The organism is Chitinophaga sp. (assembly GCF_039596155.1).
GTDB lineage: Bacteria > Bacteroidota > Bacteroidia > Chitinophagales > Chitinophagaceae > Chitinophaga.
Window position 1 is genome coordinate 209,860 of record NZ_JBCNKF010000006.1, and the last position, 21,961, is coordinate 231,820.

At 42.0% G+C, this 21,961-nt stretch carries 18 protein-coding genes; all 18 read left to right on the plus strand.

Features of this window, described 5'->3' with window-relative positions; all coding sequences use genetic code 11:
• Positions 1-31: 31 nt before the first annotated feature.
• The 18 genes from ABDW33_RS08295 to ABDW33_RS08380 all read left to right on the plus strand — a co-directional run bounded on the left by ABDW33_RS08295 (position 32) and on the right by ABDW33_RS08380 (position 21,956).
• The gene (locus tag ABDW33_RS08295) at positions 32-1,462 is read left to right on the plus strand and encodes a glycoside hydrolase family 125 protein (RefSeq protein ID WP_343689588.1); all 1,431 of its coding nucleotides are present in this window, start codon (positions 32-34) and stop codon (positions 1,460-1,462) included.
• A gap of 90 nt (positions 1,463-1,552) precedes the next feature.
• Positions 1,553-3,334: a hypothetical protein gene (locus tag ABDW33_RS08300; RefSeq protein WP_343689589.1), complete on the plus strand. Its 1,782-nt coding sequence runs from the start codon at positions 1,553-1,555 to the stop codon at positions 3,332-3,334.
• Between the two features lie 72 nt (positions 3,335-3,406).
• Complete coding sequence (locus ABDW33_RS08305) at positions 3,407-4,489, plus strand: PA0069 family radical SAM protein (RefSeq protein WP_343689590.1); 1,083 nt, start codon at positions 3,407-3,409, stop codon at positions 4,487-4,489.
• A 606-nt stretch (positions 4,490-5,095) separates the two neighbouring features.
• Positions 5,096-5,725 (plus strand): DinB family protein, encoded by a 630-nt coding sequence (locus ABDW33_RS08310; RefSeq protein ID WP_343689591.1) that lies wholly within the window; start codon positions 5,096-5,098, stop codon positions 5,723-5,725.
• A gap of 317 nt (positions 5,726-6,042) precedes the next feature.
• The gene (locus ABDW33_RS08315) at positions 6,043-7,110 is read left to right on the plus strand and encodes an AAA family ATPase (protein WP_343689592.1); all 1,068 of its coding nucleotides are present in this window, start codon (positions 6,043-6,045) and stop codon (positions 7,108-7,110) included.
• Positions 7,111-7,388: 278 nt separating this feature from the next.
• A complete protein-coding gene (locus ABDW33_RS08320) occupies positions 7,389-8,597 on the plus strand; it encodes a sterol desaturase family protein (RefSeq protein ID WP_343689593.1) in 1,209 nt (402 codons plus the stop codon).
• Between the two features lie 529 nt (positions 8,598-9,126).
• On the plus strand, positions 9,127-11,631 hold the full coding sequence (locus tag ABDW33_RS08325; RefSeq protein WP_343689594.1) for an SLBB domain-containing protein: 2,505 nt from the start codon (positions 9,127-9,129) through the stop codon (positions 11,629-11,631).
• Between the two features lie 34 nt (positions 11,632-11,665).
• Positions 11,666-12,748 (plus strand): lipopolysaccharide biosynthesis protein, encoded by a 1,083-nt coding sequence (locus ABDW33_RS08330; protein WP_343689595.1) that lies wholly within the window; start codon positions 11,666-11,668, stop codon positions 12,746-12,748.
• Positions 12,749-12,762: 14 nt separating this feature from the next.
• Positions 12,763-13,536: a glucose-1-phosphate cytidylyltransferase gene (rfbF, locus tag ABDW33_RS08335; protein WP_343689596.1), complete on the plus strand. Its 774-nt coding sequence runs from the start codon at positions 12,763-12,765 to the stop codon at positions 13,534-13,536.
• Positions 13,521-14,609 carry a CDP-glucose 4,6-dehydratase gene (gene rfbG, locus ABDW33_RS08340; protein ID WP_343689597.1) on the plus strand — a complete coding sequence of 363 codons (1,089 nt, stop codon included), beginning with the start codon at positions 13,521-13,523 and terminating at the stop codon, positions 14,607-14,609. The genes rfbF and rfbG overlap by 16 nt, the downstream gene beginning before the upstream one ends.
• Positions 14,606-15,133, plus strand: coding sequence for a dTDP-4-dehydrorhamnose 3,5-epimerase (gene rfbC / locus ABDW33_RS08345; RefSeq protein WP_343689598.1), 528 nt, complete (start codon positions 14,606-14,608; stop codon positions 15,131-15,133). The genes rfbG and rfbC overlap by 4 nt, the downstream gene beginning before the upstream one ends.
• A gap of 48 nt (positions 15,134-15,181) precedes the next feature.
• On the plus strand, positions 15,182-16,408 hold the full coding sequence (locus tag ABDW33_RS08350; RefSeq protein WP_343689599.1) for a class I SAM-dependent methyltransferase: 1,227 nt from the start codon (positions 15,182-15,184) through the stop codon (positions 16,406-16,408).
• Position 16,409: 1 nt separating this feature from the next.
• Positions 16,410-17,264 (plus strand): NAD(P)-dependent oxidoreductase, encoded by an 855-nt coding sequence (locus tag ABDW33_RS08355; protein WP_343689600.1) that lies wholly within the window; start codon positions 16,410-16,412, stop codon positions 17,262-17,264.
• Positions 17,261-17,932 carry a hypothetical protein gene (locus ABDW33_RS08360; RefSeq protein ID WP_343689601.1) on the plus strand — a complete coding sequence of 224 codons (672 nt, stop codon included), beginning with the start codon at positions 17,261-17,263 and terminating at the stop codon, positions 17,930-17,932. Before ABDW33_RS08355 ends, ABDW33_RS08360 begins: the two co-directional genes overlap by 4 nt.
• 16 nt (positions 17,933-17,948) lie before the next feature.
• Positions 17,949-19,451 (plus strand): oligosaccharide flippase family protein, encoded by a 1,503-nt coding sequence (locus tag ABDW33_RS08365; protein ID WP_343689602.1) that lies wholly within the window; start codon positions 17,949-17,951, stop codon positions 19,449-19,451.
• Positions 19,435-20,427: a glycosyltransferase family 2 protein gene (locus tag ABDW33_RS08370; protein ID WP_343689603.1), complete on the plus strand. Its 993-nt coding sequence runs from the start codon at positions 19,435-19,437 to the stop codon at positions 20,425-20,427. Before ABDW33_RS08365 ends, ABDW33_RS08370 begins: the two co-directional genes overlap by 17 nt.
• A gap of 12 nt (positions 20,428-20,439) precedes the next feature.
• The gene (locus tag ABDW33_RS08375) at positions 20,440-21,219 is read left to right on the plus strand and encodes a hypothetical protein (protein ID WP_343689604.1); all 780 of its coding nucleotides are present in this window, start codon (positions 20,440-20,442) and stop codon (positions 21,217-21,219) included.
• A gap of 131 nt (positions 21,220-21,350) precedes the next feature.
• Complete coding sequence (locus ABDW33_RS08380) at positions 21,351-21,956, plus strand: hypothetical protein (RefSeq protein WP_343689605.1); 606 nt, start codon at positions 21,351-21,353, stop codon at positions 21,954-21,956.
• The last annotated feature ends 5 nt before the right edge of the window (positions 21,957-21,961 follow it).

A 21,961-nucleotide genomic window follows, 5' to 3' on the forward strand; every position in this document is an offset into this window, starting at 1 on the left:
CGCAAATCATAATTGAAAACTTATAACAGAAATGGTGGCAAGAAGAGAATTTATCAGGAACAGCGGTTTGCTGGCAGGCGCTATGGCGCTGGGATTCCCTGGGGCTGTATTCGCCCGGGCAGGATACGTTTCCAAGCGTCCTCCGCTGGCAGATCGTAAGTTTACCAGTCAGGCAGTAGAAAAGATGATCGCAACCATCAAGAAAGAAGTTGCGGATCCGAAGCTGGGCTGGCTGTTCGAGAACTGTTTTCCCAATACCCTGGACACCACGGTGCAATTCAAGGTAGAAAACGGTCGTCCCGATACCTTTGTATTGACAGGCGATATCCACGCGATGTGGCTGCGCGACTCGACCGCCCAGGTATGGCCTTACCTGGAGCTGGTAAATGAAGATGATAAGCTGAAGCAGCTGATCGCTGGTGTGGTGAACAGGCAGACTAAATGTGTGATCATCGATCCTTATGCAAATGCGTTCAACGAAGGCCCTACCGGTTCGGAGTGGGATAGTGACCTGACTGATATGAAACCTGAACTGCATGAAAGGAAATGGGAAATTGACTCTCTGTGCTATACTGTAAGGCTGGCGTACAACTACTGGAAAAAAACCGGTGATACCAGCGTACTGGACGATACTCATAAGAAAGCGGCTAAACTGATCGTGAAGACCTTCAAGGAGCAGCAGCGCAAAGATGGTCCTGGTCCTTACCATTTTCAGCGTAATACACCGAAGCAGTCAGACACGGTAGCCAACAGCGGTTATGGTAGTCCTATTCTGCCTGTGGGGCTGATCGCTTCCATGTTCCGTCCATCTGATGATGCAACTGTATTTCCATTCCTGATCCCATCCAACATGTTCGCAGTAGTATCGCTGCACCAGTTGTCAGAGATCAGCGAAGTGGTGTACAAGGATGCTGCTTTTGCGAAAGAGTGTAAAGACCTGGCCGAAGAAGTGGACCGGGCAATCAAGGCGTATGCGATCGTTGAACATCCATCTCTTGGTAAGATGTATGGATTTGAAGTAGATGGTTTTGGTAACCGCCTGTTCCTGGACGATACCAACGTACCGAGCCTGTTGTCAATCCCTTACCTGGGTTATACGACTGCTGATGATCCGTTGTACCAGACGGCACGTCACTTCGTATGGAGTCCGTTCCATTGCTGGTTCTACAAAGGTAAGTATGGCGAAGGGGTAGGTAGTCCGCATACAGGTGTAGATAAGATCTGGCCAATGAGTATTATAATGAAGGCGCTGACCAGCAGCGATAAGGAAGAAATAGCCGGCTGTCTGAAAACGCTGCGTAATACCGATGGAGAAACCGGGTTTATACATGAATCTTATCATAAGGATAATCCTTCAGATTACACCCGTCCATGGTTTGCATGGGTGAACACATTGTTCGGCGAGCTGATTGTGAAAATTCACAATGAGTATCCTGAATTGCTGAAGCGCAATTACGCATGATAACTACCTTCTAAAGGATTTGCAAAAAATCGCTTCTGTCTTTGGCGGAAGCGATTTTTTGCTTTTATTACAGTCGTTAAATATTGAAATATGGCCCCGATTGCTATTTATGAAGAACAGATAGACAAATGCAGGCAGGAACTGGGCAGGTTCCGGCGACAGTTAAGTCTGTTGGGATATGTACGATTGCTCAGTTTTCTGATCATGTTAATTTTTGGATACCTGTTTTTCCACGATGGATTTGAGCTGATGTGGTTATGGCCTGCCTTCCTGATGTTAACTGCGTTTGCAGTGGCACTGGTTGTGTATACACGGGTACAGCGTAAACAGACGTTGGTAAATACTTTACTGCAACTGAATGAGAAGGAGTATGCACTGGCTACAACGGGTCATTCTTCTTTTTATGACGGGGAATTTTTTATAGATGAAACCCATCCCTATACCGGTGATCTTGATGTATTCGGGCGTTCATCACTATATAGTCACATGAACCGCACAGGAACCCAGACGGGAGCCACTGTGCTGGCGCAGTTCCTGCAACAACCAGTCCTGGGAGTAGTGGACACACTGGAAAGGCAGGAAGTGGTAAAGGAGCTGGCGCCCAAACTGCAATTCAGGCAAATGCTGACTGCTCAGGCAATGCTGGCAGGGGAGAAGACGGATGACCGGAAAGAGTTGAGATTATGGCTCGACATGCCCATTACTTTTGCTAATAACAAATTTATACAGATAGCCCGTTGGGTGAGTCCCTTGTTGAGTATTACGGCGCTATGGTACCTGATTGCTGCGTCCAATAAGCTTCCGATACTTGCAGTGTTGGTAATTAATGGTCTGATATTGAGGCAGTATCTGGTAGGGCTAAATCGTCAGCATATACTCATCTCCAGCAAGGAACGTGTATTTGCGAAGTTTAGTCAGCTGTTGCAGATGATCAATGCGGAGCATTTTGGAGAAGCCGCTATGCTGAAAAGAGACCAGGAAAAAACAAGGGAGGCGGGTGTAGCATTGAACAAACTGGCGGGCATTGTGAATATGTGGGACCAGCGTATGAATATGCTGATAGGTATAGTATTGAACGGACTGGGATTGTATGATCTGCATTGTGCTGTGGTCCTTGAAAAATGGAAACTGAAATATAAAGACAGGGTACCTGGCTGGCTGGATGTGATCTACGGATTCGAGATTTATAATAGTATGGCCACATTTGCCTACAATCACCCGGAATTTGTATATCCCGAAGTAGATGATACGCAATCACAGCTGACGGGGAAAGGTATTGGTCATCCATTGATCCCGGCACAGGAGAGTGTGAAGAATGATATTGCTATCGGTACACCGCAGCAGTTCCTGATTATAACAGGTTCGAATATGAGTGGCAAGAGTACTTTCCTGCGCAGTGTGGGGAGTAACCTGTTGCTGGCGATGTGCGGGTTGCCGGTGTGTGCAGAGGAGTTCAGATGCAGCCCGATGAAGATCATGACAAGTATGCGGATCAGGGATTCCATAGAGAAGCATACGTCTTATTTCCAGGCGGAGTTGCTGCGGTTGCAGGAGATTGTGAAGGTATTAAAGTCCGGTGAGCAGGTATTTATCCTGCTGGATGAGATATTAAAGGGGACGAATTCAGAAGATAAGTTGTCAGGTAGCCGGAGCCTGATCGCGCATTTCCTGCAATACCGTTGTCTGGGAATGATAGCGACGCACGACCTGGAGTTAGGGCATATGGAAACGGAGTATCCGGGACGGGTGCGTAATTATTGTTTTGAGAGTACGATCAGAGATGAGCAGTTGTTCTTTGATTACCGGATCAGGGAAGGGGTAGCCAGGAATAAGAATGCGACGTTCCTGATGAAGAAGATGGAGATCATTTAGCGCGCACAGCTGTAAAATAATTAAAATTTGGCCATGCTAATTTAATTAGTATTTTAGCTAAAAATATTAGCTATGACCTTGCCTTTTCAGGAGAGTGTACCGGAGAATCTCTATTATAAAGGACGTGGTGCCCAATTAAATCCTAAGAACAAATATCTGAAGAACGAATATGCGCAGGAGCATGCCGAAGGCATAGACGAATGGTGGCAGGCAGACGTGCCTACCCAGGTGCTGGAAGAACATGCTAAGACATTGGTGAATAAAGTAGACAGTCCTGATGTAGGCATGTGGTACAGCATGAATCCTTATCAGGGATGTGAGCATGGTTGTATTTACTGTTATGCCCGGAATGCGCACCAATTCTGGGGTATGAGTGCAGGTCTTGATTTTGAGCGAAAGATAGTGGTAAAGAAGAATGCGCCTGAGTTGCTGCGAAAGTTCCTCGACAACAAAAGCTGGGTACCTAAACCCATTTCCCTTTCTGGCAATACAGATTGCTATCAGCCATTGGAAAGAAAGATGTTTCTGACCCGTTCCCTGCTACAGATAGCGTGGGAGTATAAACAGCCGATTGGAATCATTACAAAGAACTCCCTGGTATTAAGAGATAAGTATATACTGCAGCAAATGGCGCAGCATAACCTGGTATGTGTATATGTCTCCATCACGACGGCGGATGAAGAGCTGCGGCAGAAGATGGAGCCGAGGACTACCACGGCAGCGCAGCGATTTAAGATAGTAAAGGAATTGAGTGAGTTGGGGATACCGGTGGGGGTAATGACAGCGCCGATGATCCCTGGGTTAAATGATCATGAAATGCCGCAGCTGTTAGAAATGGCCGCAGTGAATGGCGCTAAATTTGCAGGGTATACGGTCGTTCGGCTGAATGATGCGGTGAAGGTGATCTTTAATGACTGGTTGTATAAGAACTTCCCTGACAGGGCGGACAAGGTCTGGCATCATATAGAAGGGATGCATGGTGGGCAGGTGAATGACAGCAACTTTGGAAGGAGAATGAGAGGAGAGGGAAATATTGCAGACCTGATCCGGCAACAATTCAAAGTACATACGAAAAGGTTTGGGTTGAATCAGGAGAAGTTTGAATTCAACACGGCATTATTTCAACGCCCGCAAGTGCAGCTACGTTTGTTTTAGCACATATCATTGCTACTGATTATATTAGATTGCTCTATAAAAAAATAGAAAAAATTTATTAAAGAATATAGCAGAAATAAAAAAATAAAAAATATCTTTGTGGAGCAATAAAAAATATAAATGAAACGCAGTCCAAAACATATTAATTCAGCGATGTCCTGTAAGCAAAAGCAGGCCAGCTGTGGGTTGCGGGAATGTTGCACCAATTGATAACGAAGAAATAACTTATCAAATGATAAAACAAAGGTCCCGCAGGTGATGCGGGACCTTTTGCTTTTTAAGCACTGAAATGAAGACGACTGAGTTAGATAAGGAATCGATACAGACAACTGTTATGTGTATATACTACCCGGGAAAGCCGGAAGTATCTGCGCGATGGATCGCATTGGCCTCTGCGGGGCCGAATGGGCCAGGTATGTACTGACATAGGGAAACTTATGTATATACACCCGGCCCGTATGTAAGGAGCCGGGTTTTTTATTTTATGAATGAGCCGGTGTAACTTAAAAACAAACTATGGACATTAATATTTTATAATACTGTTATGTACTAACCGTGTACAGAAAGTGGATCGGGATAGGGTGCATAACCCCAAACAGCAAGAAGATGAGAAACGTAATACAAGTAGTAAGAGAGGCATTGCTCACCAATTTCAGGGAGTTAGACAAGTGGTTTGAAAAAGACGCTGACCTGTTACACTATAAACCTGACGCGGGGCACTGGAATGCCAGAGAAGTGCTGGAACATATCAGCCTTACAAATTATTTCCTGTTACTGATCATTAACAAGAGTACACGGCGTGCACTGGATCGCAGGCATGCGGCCGGAGCGATCACATTACCTGCAGACTATCATGAAAAGTTTGATCAGATTGATGTGATAGGTAGCCGTTCTTTTGGCTGGATCAGGCCAGAACACCTGGAACCTAGTGGTTTAAAGGATCTGCATGAAATCAGAACATTGCTCAAACAACAGTTTGCACAATGTATGTATAATCTAAGTCTGCTGAAAAATGGAGAAGGCAGGTTGGTACTGACCAACATGTCTGTGAATCACCTGGGCAAACTGGATATTTACCAGTACATCTACTTTTTAACCAAACACATTGAGCGCCATATTCGCCAGATGGAAAGGTTGAAAAGAGAATACAATGGAGAAAAGGAGCCGGCTACACGTATTGTGACAGCCATCGTAGATGCACCAGACGAAGCAGCAGCAGATATCGCAGTGCTATAATGGTCAACTATATTTCTCATCCTTTGTTTTTAATTCCGCTGTTCTAATACCATCAATGTACCGGTGACAATCTTGTCGCCGGTATTTTTGTAGAACGGGCAGCACCATAAAATTTGTTTATACCCCAGGGGTTATTGATTTAATGGACATTTTGTCCCGGAAAGCGAGTGGCTTGCAGCCAGCGTCAGGAAGGGAAAAGCCAGTCAGAAAACCCCAATGATATTGTAAGAAACATCGTACGTAGACCGCGGGGTAATCCTGCCCTGCCAGTTTTCTTGTATAAGAGTGTACCTTTGCAATCATTTTTTTAAAACAGCATGGAAAATATTTTACAGCAGCGGGTGATCAGTGGGGATACTATATTTGGCAATGGCTTGCTGGAGAGCAGACCTTTTTACCTGTATTATTTCAATAGAATACCTAATATAAGCATGGTTTACGGCATTAACGGCGAGAAATCTTTCGCTGGTTTTAAGAATGCCTATAAGGATAAGATATCAGAAGTATACAGAAGAGAAGAGATCGATAAGAAAGATAAAACTTATCAGCATGACGTCTCCATCGTGGTCCTGAACAATGAGTGTATGGTGGAGTTCGGTGATGGATACTGCGAAATACTGCACAATGGACAGTCCGACGCCTTTGTCAAAGAGATCACTACCTTCGTAAGAAGATACCGCACCCGCGAAAAGAAGAAGAAATTTGAACTGAACCTCATCACGGTGGAGAATGGTGCACTGACCCTGAAAGCCATGGAGTTCAAGCGCACCAAACTGGACCTGCACCTCTATTATGAAGACGACTTTATAGCCATTGACCAGTTGATCTACAAGCGGCTTAATACAGAGGATGATAAAGGAATTGTATTACTGCATGGATTGCCCGGTACTGGTAAGACAACTTACCTGCGCTACCTGATCGGCAGATTGAAGAAGAGGGTATTATTCCTCTCTCCGGCAGTAGCCCGTAATATCATGCAGCCTGAGTTTATCGATCTGCTGATAGATAATCCGAATACCATCCTGGTGATTGAAGATGCCGAGAACATCATTATGGACAGGAAGACGACCGGTAATTCATCCGTATCCAACCTGTTGAACCTGTCCGACGGGCTGCTGGCAGATTGCCTGAATGTACAGGTGATCTGTACATTCAATAGTGATATATCGCAGATAGACAGTGCGTTGATGCGGAAGGGGCGATTGATCGCTAAGTATGAGTTCGGCAAGTTGTCAGTAGATAAGGCAAGGCAGTTGTCTGGTAATCAGGGATTTCAGACGATGATCGATAAGCCGATGACGATAGCAGAGGTGATGAACCAGCATGAGCCAAGCTTTGAGAAGCAGGAGGCAACGATTGGGTTCAGGGCAGGGTTTAAAGTATAATTTGTTGAGTGTAGGCAATAAATAGCCAGTTAAGGAGCCTGTATCGGAAGATACAGGCTCCTTGTTTTATATAGCTACCCGGCGGAGCCGGTCATTCCCCGGTAAAAATATATGGCTGACTTTTCCAGGAGAATTATTGTGGAAAGGATTCAAAAGAGCCTTAATTAGTCCATTAGAATTGTAGACTATTTAAATTATTTTATGTAATATTGCCTTGATCTTGCTCCATTGGCCACCAACAGTAGGGCTTTTACCCGTAATTCGAAATCATTCTTGGCGTGCATTTAAATCACATGGCCTGGGCCGTTCCGTTGTTCCTGGGATTGATGGGCTTAGAGTATCTTGTTGCCCGTAGAACAGGTAAGAACTATTTTGGTTTTGCCAACTCTGTCAGTAATATTAATGTTGGTATTGCAGAGCGGCTGCTGGATACCTTTACTGTGGGGATTTTTTATTTTGTGTATGAATTCCTGCATACTCACTTTTCAATTTTCAACATTCAATCGGGAGTATTGCTCTGGTTTTGTCTGCTACTACTTACAGACTTTATCTGGTACTGGTACCACCGGTTGGCCCATGAGGTGAATTTTCTCTGGGCGGCCCATGTAGTACACCATCAGAGTGATGACTTCAACTATACCGTATCGGCCAGGATCACCGTATTCCAGGCATTCGCGCGTATGTGCTTCTGGTCCATACTACCTGTGATTGGTTTTCCACCCGCTATGATTATCAGCGTGCAACTGGTACATGGCATTTATCCTTTCTTTATACATACCCGTACGATCCCCAAGCTGGGATTTTTGGAGTATATTTTTGTAACACCTTCACATCATCGTGTACACCATGCATCCAATGATCAGTACCTGGATAAGAACTATGGTGACGTATTCATCTTCTGGGACAAGCTGTTCGGGACTTTTACGGTGGAAAAAGAAGAACCTGTGTATGGTTTGACTAAACCCCTGGATAGCAATAGTTTCCTATGGCAGCACTTCCATTTTATACTTGAAATTATCTATACAGTCAGGCAGACCAGGGGATGGAGAGAGAAAATAAAAGTGATTTTTGGACGGCCGGATAAGATTGATCCGAATATGCGGGCTGAGCTGGAAAAGAAATTTCTGAAGGTGAACAGGAGCATTCAGGTATCCTCCCGGTTGAATGCCTATGTCACCTGGCAGGTGGGCATGTTGCTGGTATTACTGTTTTCATTTTTACTACTGGAACACTATATTCCCGTATTTATTCAAATCTGCACCACTATTATCATCTTCCTCACGCTGATCAACACCGGTGCTATACTGGAACAAAAACGCTGGGTTTTTTATTTGGAATATGTTCGGTTACAGACCGGGTTTATAATTATATCCTTTTACTGGCCTCATCCATTCTTGTTTTTATCATTGTTAATAATACAATTACCATTCTTTCTTCTACGGGGAGAAATTAAGCGGGGGTATTTTCGTTTGCTCTATGGCGGCTGATTTTCCTCTTAAAGGTTATAATAAATAGATATTATACCTGAATCGAAGCGTGGGTTGTAAATTGGGGTATCTACCCGGCTACATTGGATGTTAACTGGCTAATCCTGAACGTTTACGCAGATATTCCTAAAAACCTGGCAGCTATTTTTGAGTCATCCGGGCGATTGGGTTGTTCATATAAGCAGGATCCGTTTAATGAGGTGTGTAAGCAGCTCATAATTAATAACATAGCTCTCCTTACAGGAACCTGTCCGGCATTGGAATAATGGCTGTTCCAGCGATTTGAAATTTGTTATTCCATTGTAAATCAGGCGATTTTAATATCAAAAAAAAACTGGTGACTAATCGTAACGATCGTCACCAGTTTTTCGTTTTAACAGGGGCGGTAAAATGGTTATTTCCGCCCGGCTGACATTTATATGATATTTTTAATAGATTTGCAAACGTATTCTCGTCAATTAAAGTGATTGGAATACAGCATGTTAATCTGTTTACTATAATCCTAAGAAGAAATTTTATCTGATAGTTCATGTCCAAAAAAATACTTCTACTGCAACTGTTAATGCTGTTTATCGGTCTGGGGGTAAAGGCACAAATTTCGACCAATAGCATGACATCCAGTCAGTTGAGTCAGATAAAGGTGAGTAATCTAAGTGATGATCAGATTAGGCAGTTAGTTGCTGAAATGAAGAAAAACAATGTTTCTTATGATCAGATAGGTACATATGCCAGGCAGAAAGGGATTGCAGATTCTGAGGTAGAAGCACTTAAATCAAGGATAAAGCAACTGAATCTTGATACAGAATTATCTTCTAACAGTTCCAATAAGAACGGGTTGGATTCTACGGGTCGGCAATATGAGGATGAAGCAGCAGATACGACTTATTACTGGAATCAGAAATATAAGAAAATACTGGATAGGCAGGACCTGGAAAAGGAACTGAAACGCAGAAAAATATTCGGTTCAGAATTATTCAGTAATAAGAATCTCACTTTTGAACCTAATCTTCGTATGGCAACCCCGCCTAACTACAAGCTGGCGGCAGATGATGAAGTTATCATCGATGTATATGGTTATTCCGAAGTGCAGCACAAGCTGAAAGTAAGCCCTGATGGTTATATTCGTATACCATATCTGGGACCTGTATATGTGAATGGTCTGACGATGGCTGAAGCTACTCAGCGTATTACCAAACAACTTTCTACAATCTATGGCGGCATCAAAACAGGCAATACTTCTGTACAGGTGACGCTGGGCAATATCCGCAGCATTAGAATTCTGTTAATTGGTGAGGTGACCCAACCAGGTACGTATACGTTGCCTTCTCTTGCCACGGTGGCCAATGCACTGTATGTGTCAGGCGGTCCGAACGAAAATGGTTCCTTCCGTAATATAGATGTGATCCGGAATGGAAGTGTAGTCAGCACTTTTGACCTTTACGATTTTCTGGTGCATGGTGATCTTTCTAATAATGTGGTATTACAGGATCAGGATATTGTGAAGGTGAATGCGTATAAGTTGAGGGTTGAAATGACCGGAGAGGTAAAACGCCCTGCTATATTTGAGGCGAAAGAAAGTGAAACTTTACAGAACATCATTGATTTTGCAGGAGGATATACCGACAATGCTTTCCGTGACATCATCAGAGATTACAGGATTAACAAGCGGGCAAGGGAAGTTGTAAACATTCCAGCTGATTCTGTAGCTTTTTTTCGTCTGAAAACAGGTGATAAATTCTATGTAGACTCCGTGGTATCACGCTATACAAACAGGGTAACCATTGCCGGGGCTGTATTCCATGCCGGGGATTTTGCATTGGAGCCTGATATGACTGTGGCCGACCTGATTAAAAAGGCAGATGGTGTACAGGAAGAGGCAGTGATGTCCCGGGGTGTGATCCGTCGTTTACAGGACGACTATACTCCTTCTATAGTGAATTTTAACGTGCAGGATGTGCTGGATGGTAAAGAAAATGTGCCGTTGAAACGGGAAGATAGCGTCATTATCTTTTCAAAGCTGAAAGTACGTGAGGAATTTCTTGTAAAAATAGATGGTGAAGTTAATCAGCCAGGTTATTATGTATATGGTGATAGCATGCATCTGGAAGATCTGATTCTGTTGGCGGGAGGACTAAAGAATGCAGCAAGTTTGACACATGTAGAAATCTCGCGTCGTATTCATAATAAAGGCGTATATGACTCTGCAGACTATAGAATGGCCATTACACGGCAGTTTGATCTGAATGCTGACTTATCGGCCAATAGAGAAGCAAATACTTTCGCCCTTCAGCCTTTTGATGAGGTCATGATTCGCAGGGAGCCTTCTTATACAGAACAGGCTAATGTGATAGTAAATGGAGAAATCGCATATCCTGGAATTTACACTATCAACAATAAGAAAGAACGTATTTCTGATGTGATTCGCAGAGCTGGCGGCCTTCGTCCGGATGCATCCCCCGAAGGAGCCTTACTGCTACGCAAAACTTTCTCGAACACAGCTGACAGCACCTTCCTTTCCAGTAAACTGCAAGTGTTTTACAATAAATTGAGAGATAGTTCGAATGTAGAAAGGGTGAAGGATGAGATGACAAAGAAAATGCAATTGCTTGGCATTGAGCTTAAAAAGGCACTTGCTAATCCAGGGTCTAAATACGATCTGTATCTTGAAGAAGGAGATATAATCAGGGTGCCCAAAAAGCTGCAAACTGTGCAGCTGTTCGGCGAAGTGTATTTCCCCAAAAAAGTAAGATTTGATAGAAACTTTACTTTCCGGGATTATGTAAATGGATCAGGTGGCTTTACGGCCTCAGCCTTAAGAAGAAGAAGCTATATTGTATATGCCAACGGTAAGGTAAAAAGCACGCATAAAGTATTGTTTTTTAACCGTTATCCCAAAGTAGAACCAGGCGCGGAAATCTATGTTCCTCCAAAGAAGCAGCATCCGGGTATATCAACAGGTGAAGCTGTTAGTGTTGCTAGTGCGCTCGCCTCTATTGCACTTGTGATTGTTACAATTATAAACACAACCAAATAAACTGTCCAACTTATTAAAGTTTAAAGAAAGCAATATGGAACAATCAAACGAGTTGGCTGGCAGGGTGAAAAATGAGGAGATTTCATTAAAAGAATTGATTCTTAAAGTACAGGAATGGTGGCGATACTTATTAAGTAAATGGATAGTAATTGGAATATTTGGATTAGTAGGCAGTGGGATCGGACTCACCCTTGCTCTTTTTAGTAAACCCAGGTATGTTGGAGATCTGACTTTTGTGTTGGAGGAAAGTAATAAGTCTGGCGGATTAGCCAGTTATGCAGGAGTAGCAAATCAGCTCGGAATAGACCTTAGTTCGATGGGTGGAGGAACCAGTGGCCTGTTTTCTGGTGATAATGTAATTGAATTCCTGAAGTCGAGACTGATGATTGAGAAAACATTATTGACCCCGATAAATGTGAACGGAAAGGAGCTAAGCCTCGCAGATTATTATATTGAATTCAATGAGATGAGGAAGGGTTGGGGACCTCGGCTTTCTAATATACATTTTCCTGTTAATCCCGACAGGAAGAAATTCACCCTATTGCAAGATAGTATCCTGAATAGTATGTATGAAATGCTCATTAAGGGAAACCTGCAGATAGCAAAGCCCGATAAGAAGCTGAGCTTTATTGATGTGCAGACTATCTCCCGGAATGAACTATTCTCCAAGATCTTTACAGAACGCCTGGTAGATGAAGCCACTACTTTTTATACCATGATGAAAACCAGGCGATCCAAAGCAAATGTAGATATACTTCAGAGAAAGGCCGATTCAATTGAAACGTTGCTGAACCGTAAAACGTATAGCGCTGCGGTTGCCCAGGATCTGAACATGAATCCGGTGAGAAGTCAGGCGTCTGTTGGAACAGAACTCGTATTGAGAGATAAGGTAGTGTTGCAAACAATGTATCAGGAAGTGATGAAGAACCTGGAGGTAAGTAAGCTAACAATGTCACAGGAGACACCTATTATACAAATTGTGGATACTCCCATATTACCGCTGAAAAAGGAGAAATTAGGAAAAACAAAAGGAATATTGATCGGAGGTATTTTAGGAGGATTCCTGACGATAATTGTTCTTTTGGTGAGGCGGATTTATAAAAAGATCATGGAATAAATTAAATATTAATTATGAAGGTAGTAATTCTTGCAGGAGGATTAGGTACAAGATTGTCGGAGGAAACAGTCATTAAGCCCAAACCTATGGTTGAGATTGGTGGCATCCCCATTCTTTGGCATATTATGAAACTATATTCTGCATATGGATATAATGATTTTGTGATCTGCCTGGGATATAAGGGGTATGTGATCAAAGAATATTTTGCGAATTATTTCCTACATAAATCAGATGTAACTATAAACCTGAAAGATAATTCTATGAAGGTGCATGATTCTCAGGTGGAACCATGGAGCATCACCCTCGTAGATACGGGAATGGATTCAATGACAGGAGGTCGCATTAAGCGTATACAGCCACATATAGGCAACGAACCCTTCCTGTTAACATACGGAGACGGGGTGAGTAATGTCAACATTGAGGAATTGGTGAAATTTCACCGTAGTAATAATCGCTATTGTACAGTTACATCCGTACAGCCATCCGGCCGCTTTGGTGCATTAAACATTGATAAGGAAAGTAACCAGGTACATTCATTCCTCGAGAAACCTAAAGGTGACGGCGCCTGGATAAACGGGGGATTCTTTGTATGTGAACCACAGGTCTTTGATTATATCGATGGTGATGCTACTATTTTTGAACGTACCCCAATGGAACGGTTGGTTGCAGACAATCAAATGAGTGCTTTTAAGCATGAAGGATTCTGGAAACCCATGGATACGCTGAGAGATAAAATGGAGCTGGAAGAGGCCTGGGTAACTAATGCAGCACTATGGAAAATATGGTAACGATGTTTGAAAAATTGAAAAGTACTTATCAGGGTAAGCGGGTATTCCTGACAGGGCATACCGGATTTAAGGGAGCCTGGATGACAGCGTTGTTGAATATGCTGGGTGCAGAGGTGAAAGGATTTGCGTTGGCTCCGGAATATGAAGGTTGTATTTATTCTCTACTCGAAAAGGAGTTGAATGTCGATAGCATCATTGCGGATATCAGAGATAAACAACGCCTGACTAATGAAGTACTTTCCTTTCAGCCTGATTATATTTTCCATCTCGCTGCTCAGCCATTGGTACGCCGTTCTTATGCTATTCCTGCAGAGACCTTTGAAGTAAATGTAATTGGAACAGCGAATGTACTGGAAGCCTTAATTCATTTGAATAAACGTTGTACAGTCGTAGTGATCACTACTGACAAAGTATATGAAAATAAGGAGAAAAACCTCCTGTACAATGAAGCTGACGTATTGGGTGGATATGATCCATATAGTGCCAGCAAAGCCTGTACAGAGCTTGTAGTGAACTCTTTTCGAAATTCATTCTTTAATGTAGCTACGTACAGCGATCATCATAAGGCACTGGCGAGCGCCAGAGCAGGGAATGTAATTGGTGGCGGGGACTTCAGTGAGAACAGGATCATTCCTGATATTGTCCGTGCCCTGACCGCACAGGAAGTAATAACTGTGAGAAATCCATCTTCGGTAAGACCGTGGCAGCACGTGCTGGAGCCGATAAGCGGATATCTTTTGCTAGGTGCCCTTTTAAATGAGGACCCTGTAAAATATGGGAAAGCCTACAATTTTGGTCCGCAACCTCAGGATCATTTAACGGTAAAGGAACTGGTTGAACGAGCGATCTCGGCCTGGGGTAAAGGTGAATGGAAGGATAATTCTGATATCAATCAGCCGCATGAAGGACAACTGTTACAGCTTGATATATCATTGGCTGGTCAGGAACTACAATGGCTGCCTAAGCTGGATTCAAAACAGGCAATAGCATGGACGATCGATTGGTATAAAAAGAGCTTGCCGGAGAAGGTGACTTTTACCTTTGAACAAATTAAAAGCTACCTGAATTTATGATATTTAATGAAACTCCTTTAGCTGGCAGTTATGAGATAACTCTACAACCCTTCAGTGATGACAGGGGCTGGTTTGCAAGAACTTATTGCAAACGGGAGTTTGAGTCAATTGGACACGTGGAAGAATGGGTGCAAATGAATCACTCTTTTACTAAGCAGAAAGGTTCTATTCGTGGCATGCACTTCCAGCATTCTCCACATGAGGAGATCAAAATGATCAGGTGTATTTCAGGTGCTATCTATGATGTGATCGTAGATATCCGAAAAGATTCGCCCACTTATCTGCAATGGTTTGGCATTGAGTTATCCGCAGAGAATGGCAAAATGCTCTATATACCTAAAGGCTTTGCTCATGGATTTCAGACCTTGGAAGATAATTGCGCACTCATCTATCACCACAGTGCATTTTATATGCCTGAGGTGGAAGGTGGCTTACGATATGACGACCCTAAACTTAATATCAAATGGCCGTTAGCCGTTAAAGATATATCAGCAAGGGATAGACAACATCCGTTAATTAACTAATTAATTTCAATATACCGCCTCATGTGGGGCGCAAAATAAGGTTCACTTATGCACTGCAGATTTTGTAAGACCGAATTAACAAATACTTTCATAGACCTTGCTAACTCACCGGCATCTAACTCCTTTCTGACTGGTGAACAATTGAATGAACCAGAAACTTTTTATCCGCTAAAGGTATATACCTGCAGTAATTGTTTTCTGGTTCAGGTAGATGAGTATAAGAAATCTGATGCAATTTTTAATAGTGAGTATGTATATTTTTCTTCCTATTCCACTAGTTGGCTGGCACATGTAAAAAAGTATACTGAAGCGATGATAGCGCGGTTTGGATTTAATCAACAATCACAGGTGATTGAAATTGCATCCAACGATGGTTATCTCTTGCAGTATTTTAAAGAAAACCAGGTGCCGGTGTTAGGAATAGAACCTACTGCCAATACAGCAAAGGTTGCGATTAGCAAGGGAATTGACTCCATCGTAGACTTTTTTGGTGTAAGACTTGCAAGTGAGCTGGCAGCTAAGAACATACAGGCTGATCTTTTACTGGGCAACAATGTACTGGCGCACGTTCCGGATATTGTTGACTTTGTTAAGGGCATGAAGATCATTCTGAAGAAGAATGGGGTCATTACCATGGAATTCCCTCACTTGATGCAACTGGTGGAAAACAATCAATTTGATACCATTTACCACGAGCACTTTTCTTATTTGTCTTTTTACACCGTGAAAGAAATATTCGCGGCACAGGGGCTGAAGATGTTTGATGTAGAGGAAGTGCCAACTCATGGAGGGTCTTTGCGCATCTATGCATGTCATGCTGAAGATGATTCAAAAGAGCTTTCAGATCGTGTAACAGCTATGTTGAAAAAGGAAGCTGATAAAGGGATGTTATCGCTGGCTTATTATGACAATTTTCAGCAGAAAGCACTCAAAATTAAACTGGACCTTATTGATTTCCTCATCCGTCAAAAGAGAGACGGGAAGCAGGTAGCTGCATATGGCGCCGCTGCTAAGGGTAATACGCTATTGAACTACTGTGGTATTAAGAATGATCTGATCGACTTTGTTGTAGATGCTAATCCTCATAAGCAGAATAAATTTCTCCCGGCTAGTCATATTCCTGTAACTAATGAAGATTATCTGAAGGCAGAAAAACCTGCTTTTGTAGTCATACTGCCCTGGAATCTCAAAGAAGAGATTATGAATCAGCTGTCTTATATACGTAGCTGGGGAGGACAGTTTGTGATTGCAATTCCTGAACTACAAATTCTGTAACATGAAGAAGGTGTTGGTAACGGGAGCAACCGGGTTCATTGGAAATTATGTGGTGAATGAATTACTGCAAAGTAATTGTACGGTGATTACCTCTTCTTCCAGTCTGGAGAAAGCGCAGCAAGCCAGCTGGTATCCGGCAGTAAATCATATTGTATTTAATACTGAGTTATTCGACGACAGTGTCGACTACTTTGAATTTTTTGGAGCGCCTGATGCTGTTATTCATCTTATCTGGGAAGGATTGCCCAATTATAAATCGGACTTCCACTATAAGGTGAATCTGCCCCGGCATTATGCATTTCTGCAGAATATGATCAAACATGGATTGCGTGATCTTACAGTTACGGGTACATGTTTTGAATATGGAATGAAAGAAGGTTTGCTGCGTGAAGATATGGAAACGGCCCCCCAGAACCCTTATGCGATAGCAAAAGATACACTGCGGAAACAGTTACAGGTACTGCAGTCGGAAATTCCCTTCGATCTAAAATGGCTAAGGTTGTTTTACATGTATGGAAAGGGGCAGCATCCTAAATCGCTTTTATCTCAACTCGATACAGCGCTTTCCAGTGGCGATGCGGTATTCAATATGAGTGGGGGAGAGCAGGTACGGGATTACCTGCCAGTGAATAAGGTTGCTACATACATTGTCAGTGCCGCATTACAAAATCAGGTCACTGGTGTGATTAATTGTTGCAGTGGTAAACCGATCACCGTAAAGCAACTGGTGCTTGATTACCTGGAGGAAAAGAAAGCTGCCATTTCGTTAAATCTTGGTTATTATCCGTATGCAGATTATGAACCAATGGCTTTTTGGGGCGATACAAATAAATTAAGTTCAATCGGGTTGTTATGACAATATCTTTGTCCAGAGAGGAACTAGAGAAATATACATCAAAACAGCTGAATTTTTTCTTTCCGGACAATCATCCGGTACAGTTGTCAGATTTTTCTGCAGAGGTGGATCTGGCTTTGCAGCGACTGGAATATTGTTTTAAGCATTGTAGTCTGAAGCATTATTTTGATGGCTCCGATGTCAAATTCAATCACCTTTATAGTGATCACTATGTAATGTATCTGTGGTTCCTGGCTAATACAATCTGGAAGCAAAAACAGGCCACAGATGTATGCAATAAACTGTATTACCTGAATAAAGCCCTGCATGGACTGGATTGTATGTATAATACAGCGTTGCCGGATATTTTCCTGCTCTTCCATTGTAGTGGTACTATGTTGGGAAAAGCAACCTACTCGGACTTTTTTGTGGCGTTGCAGGGGTGTACTGTAGGATCTCATAAAGGAATTTATCCGGTAATGGGCAAGGGCGTTTCCCTGACAGCACACAGCGCACTCATAGGCGATTGCAGAATCGGACACAATGTGTCTATCAGCGCATATACATCGATATTTGGTACTAACATTCCGGATAGCAGTATTGTATTCAGGAATGACCAGGGAGCAACAGTCATCAGAGCCGCTGAGAAATCATATGCTCAAACATTCTTTAATGTGCAAATAATATAATTTGGCTTCTATCAAGGTGAACATAGTATCGAATTTACTCGGGAAAGTATGGGGTGCAGCCATCAGTATCCTGATGTTGCCTCTGTATATTAAATACCTGGGTATAGAATCTTATGGTTTGGTTGGATTTTATGCAACACTGATTGGAACCATGGCAATTCTGGATATGGGTTTAAGTACAACACTCAACCGCGAGTTGGCTAAATATAAAGTAGAAAATAAATCTGTGGAGGAGGTAAGGGACCTTACCTTTTCGCTTGAATGTATATATTGGTTAATTGGCCTGGTGATTGGAGCGATTATCGTTTTATTTTCCGGCCTGATAGCTACGCGCTGGGTAAAAGTAGAAACATTATCTCCGTCGATGGTAAAGCATGCGGTGATGTTAATGGGCATGGTTGTTTCTTTTCAATGGCCGGTAAGCTTGTACAATGGCGGATTGACAGGGTTGGAAAAGCAAATTGTCAATAATGTCATAACTGTAGTGATGACCACGTTAAGGGCTGCAGGCGTAATAATTGTTCTAAAGTTTATTTCATCTACCATTGATGCCTTTTTTTTATGGCAGGCAGCATTGAGTCTCTTATATGTTGTAACGATGCGTTGGGGATTATGGAAGCAAATGCCTGTTGCACCTGGGAAACCGAAATTTTCAATAACACAGCTAAAGATTATCTGGCGATTCGCTGCCGGCATGACCAGTATCAGTATTGTATCTTTCCTGCTGTCACAAATTGATAAAATCGTATTAAGCAAAATGTTGCCACTCTCCCAGTTTGGTTACTATACACTGGCATATACACTGGCTACGACAGTGAATCTGGTAGTGATACCCGTGAGTGAAACGTTTTTCCCCCGACTGGCGAAACTGGTGGCTTCAGATAGTGAAGAACAGCTCAAGACAGCGTATCATCAGGCTTGTCGGCTAATGGCAGCGCTGATTTTTCCTTTTTGTCTGGTACTTTTATTTTTTACAGAGGATGTAGCGCAGGTTTTGTTCAAAAATGCTGCAACTACTTCGCATGTATATGTGCTTACCCGTGTACTATTAATCGGCAGCATTTTTAATGCCTTGATGGTTATGCCATATAATCTCATTGTGGCCAATGGCTGGACTAAATTTACAGTAGTCCAGAACTTAATTGCGGCAATATTACTGATCCCTTTGCTTTTCGTGTTAACTAAACAATATGGCGCTATAGGAGCTACTTCAGTTTGGGTGATTGTGAATACCGGATACATATTGATCAGCCAACCACTCATGCACAGAAAGCTATTGAAAACAGAATTATTCAGGTGGTACTGGAAGGATACATTTTTGCCAATGTTACCTCCGCTGGCAGCTGTAGTCCTGATAAAACTGGTCACTATTTATACACTGCCGGGTATACAATTGAATTTCATTGCACTTGCTGGTATAGGAGTCATCGTGTTTTTCTGCTCCGGGTTATGTATGAAAGAAGCAAGACAGTATGCTGGTATGTTGTTAAAAGGATATGTATATGACAGACATAGGTAGAAAGCCATTAGTAAGTATCATTATTACTTCTTATAACAGGGCGCGATGGATAGGAGATGCAATTCAATCGGCGCTTCACCAGGATTATGAGAACTTTGAGATAATTGTTTCCGATAACTGTTCGGATGATAATACGGCAGATGTAATTACACCTCTCTTAATCGATTCGAGGGTGAAATTTTTCAGAAATGACATCAATGTGGGGATGCTGCCTAATTTCAAACTTGCCATCGAAACAAGGGCAACGGGAGATTATTTTGTAATACTGAATAGTGATGATTTGTTACCAGATGCCAGCTTCATTTCAAAAGCGGTAGCATTGGTACAGCAGTATCCTTCTGCTAATTTTGTAAAAGGCAGGTGTAAAAACCGCTATGAGGCAACGGGAAGAGAGGAAGATGCTGCAGCAGGTGATTTATTTGGTCATGAATTTCGCAAAGGAATCGATGTATTCCTGGGCTATTCCGGTAAAGAAGATTTAAGCTGGGCAGGCATTCTTATCAATAGGAGTATCTTTAATTCATTGCATGTATTTGATAGCAATTATACAGCAATTGACGTGGGGAGTAACTTGATGCTCATGCTCCTGGGAGATGTTGGATTCATCAATGAAGTCTGTTATACATTTCGTGTACACGGATCGAATGCACATATTCAGACAAGTGCACAACACTGTATCAACAATTTCCTGATGATCACGAAGCCCTACGAAATGGCCCTGGCACAAGGTACCATAGATAAGGGACAGCTTGATAAATGGAAGCATCGTTTCCTGATGAATCTTATAAAGGATAATTTGACCCAGCTCTATATCGGGAAGAGAGATGCTTACCGACAATTGCGTAATTATATCATTGAAAATTATTCGAATGAATACATAGAGCTGACAAACAGGATTAAATGGAAGCTGTTTCTGCTTTTATACGCACAGCCCATGATAGGTAAGACATTCATAAAACTCATTTTCAGGAAGTAAAAAGATTAGTTAATGGCAAATGCTAGATTATTTGTTGTATTTCATCATGAGCTCAAGCAGAACTATTACGATGGATCTTTGCTTGGTCAGTATGTATTTATAAATGTGAATCCTAAGAATGAGGCTGCTGTTCGGTATCCGGATTATAATATTATCAATCAGTATGAATTCAGAGATTTCCATTCATTAGGAAAGTGGTATACAGAATCGGAAGTGATGTATAATATTTTTAAGAATCCTTATTTATGTGAGGGAGCTGATCATCTTGGTTTTCTCCAGCATGATATCGATTCATCGGGTTTAAATGAGCGTATGATCACAGAACTCTTAGAAAAATATGACCATGTAAATTTTCAACCATATTTATTTGAAACGGACTATGCCCAGCGAATATTGATGGATGAAAGCCAACCGGAGAAAAGGAATGGAGACGGGCTCAATTGTTATGATTCGATCATATCGGATTACAATAAGTTCTATGGAACGAATCATACACTCAGCGAACTGAATGGTAAAACAATCAATCTCTGTTCTTCTTTTATACTGAAGAAGCACGTTTTTTTTAAGATGATGGAGTATATTGCTGCGGTGATTGAAAGCGGTAAGCTGAATATATTCGATACCGCACACCAGTTCCGTATTCAGGGAGGTTTGCTGGAGAGATATTACGCTGTCTGGCTGGCTTTTAATGACCTTAATACAACGGTAGTGCCGTTAAAGCATCATTTTATAGAGAGTGTAAGACAGGATTCTTTATTTAACCGTATACTAAGAAAACTTGGTTTGAAATAATAATAATAATGGAGCTATTGATTATTACCTCTACTGTATATGTGAGTAGCTGTTTTACCGTATTGACAGATCCTACTTTACGTACAGCGCAATATTTAGATAGTATTCGGTTTTACCTGCATTCATCGATATTGAAAGATGTAATAGTGTGTGATAATAGTGGTTACGATTATTCCAGACATCCAGAGCTGATGCAGTTAGCTAATGAGCAGGGAAAGAGACTGGAGATACTTTATTTTTCAGGGGATAAGCTGAATATGGAGGTAAAAGGAAAGGGATATGGAGAAGGCGAAATACTGGAATATGTGCAAAAAAATAGTCGGTTATTGCATGATGCCCAATCATTTTGCAAAGTGACAGGGAGAATTCGCATCCTGAACATTGATAAACTGTTAAAGGAAATAAATCCCGCATATCCATATTTCCAGAAAATGAATTTCAATCCTTTTGTCAATCAGAAAAAAGTAGATACACGCTTTTATCATTGTACAAAAGATGTATTCAACAGGAATTTGCTCTATGCTTACAAGGCAGTAGATGATAAAGCTATTTATTACCTGGAGAATGCTTATTATGATTATCTTAAGCAAGGAGGAGTAGTTTATAAAAGCTTTTGGCATCTACCCAGGTTTGTGGGAGTTTCTGGCAGCACTGGTGAATCGTATACTGTTGGAAAGGCTAGATGGTGGAAAGAAAAAATATTGCATGCAATTTTAAAGGTGTCCGGACTTAGGTAAACCGG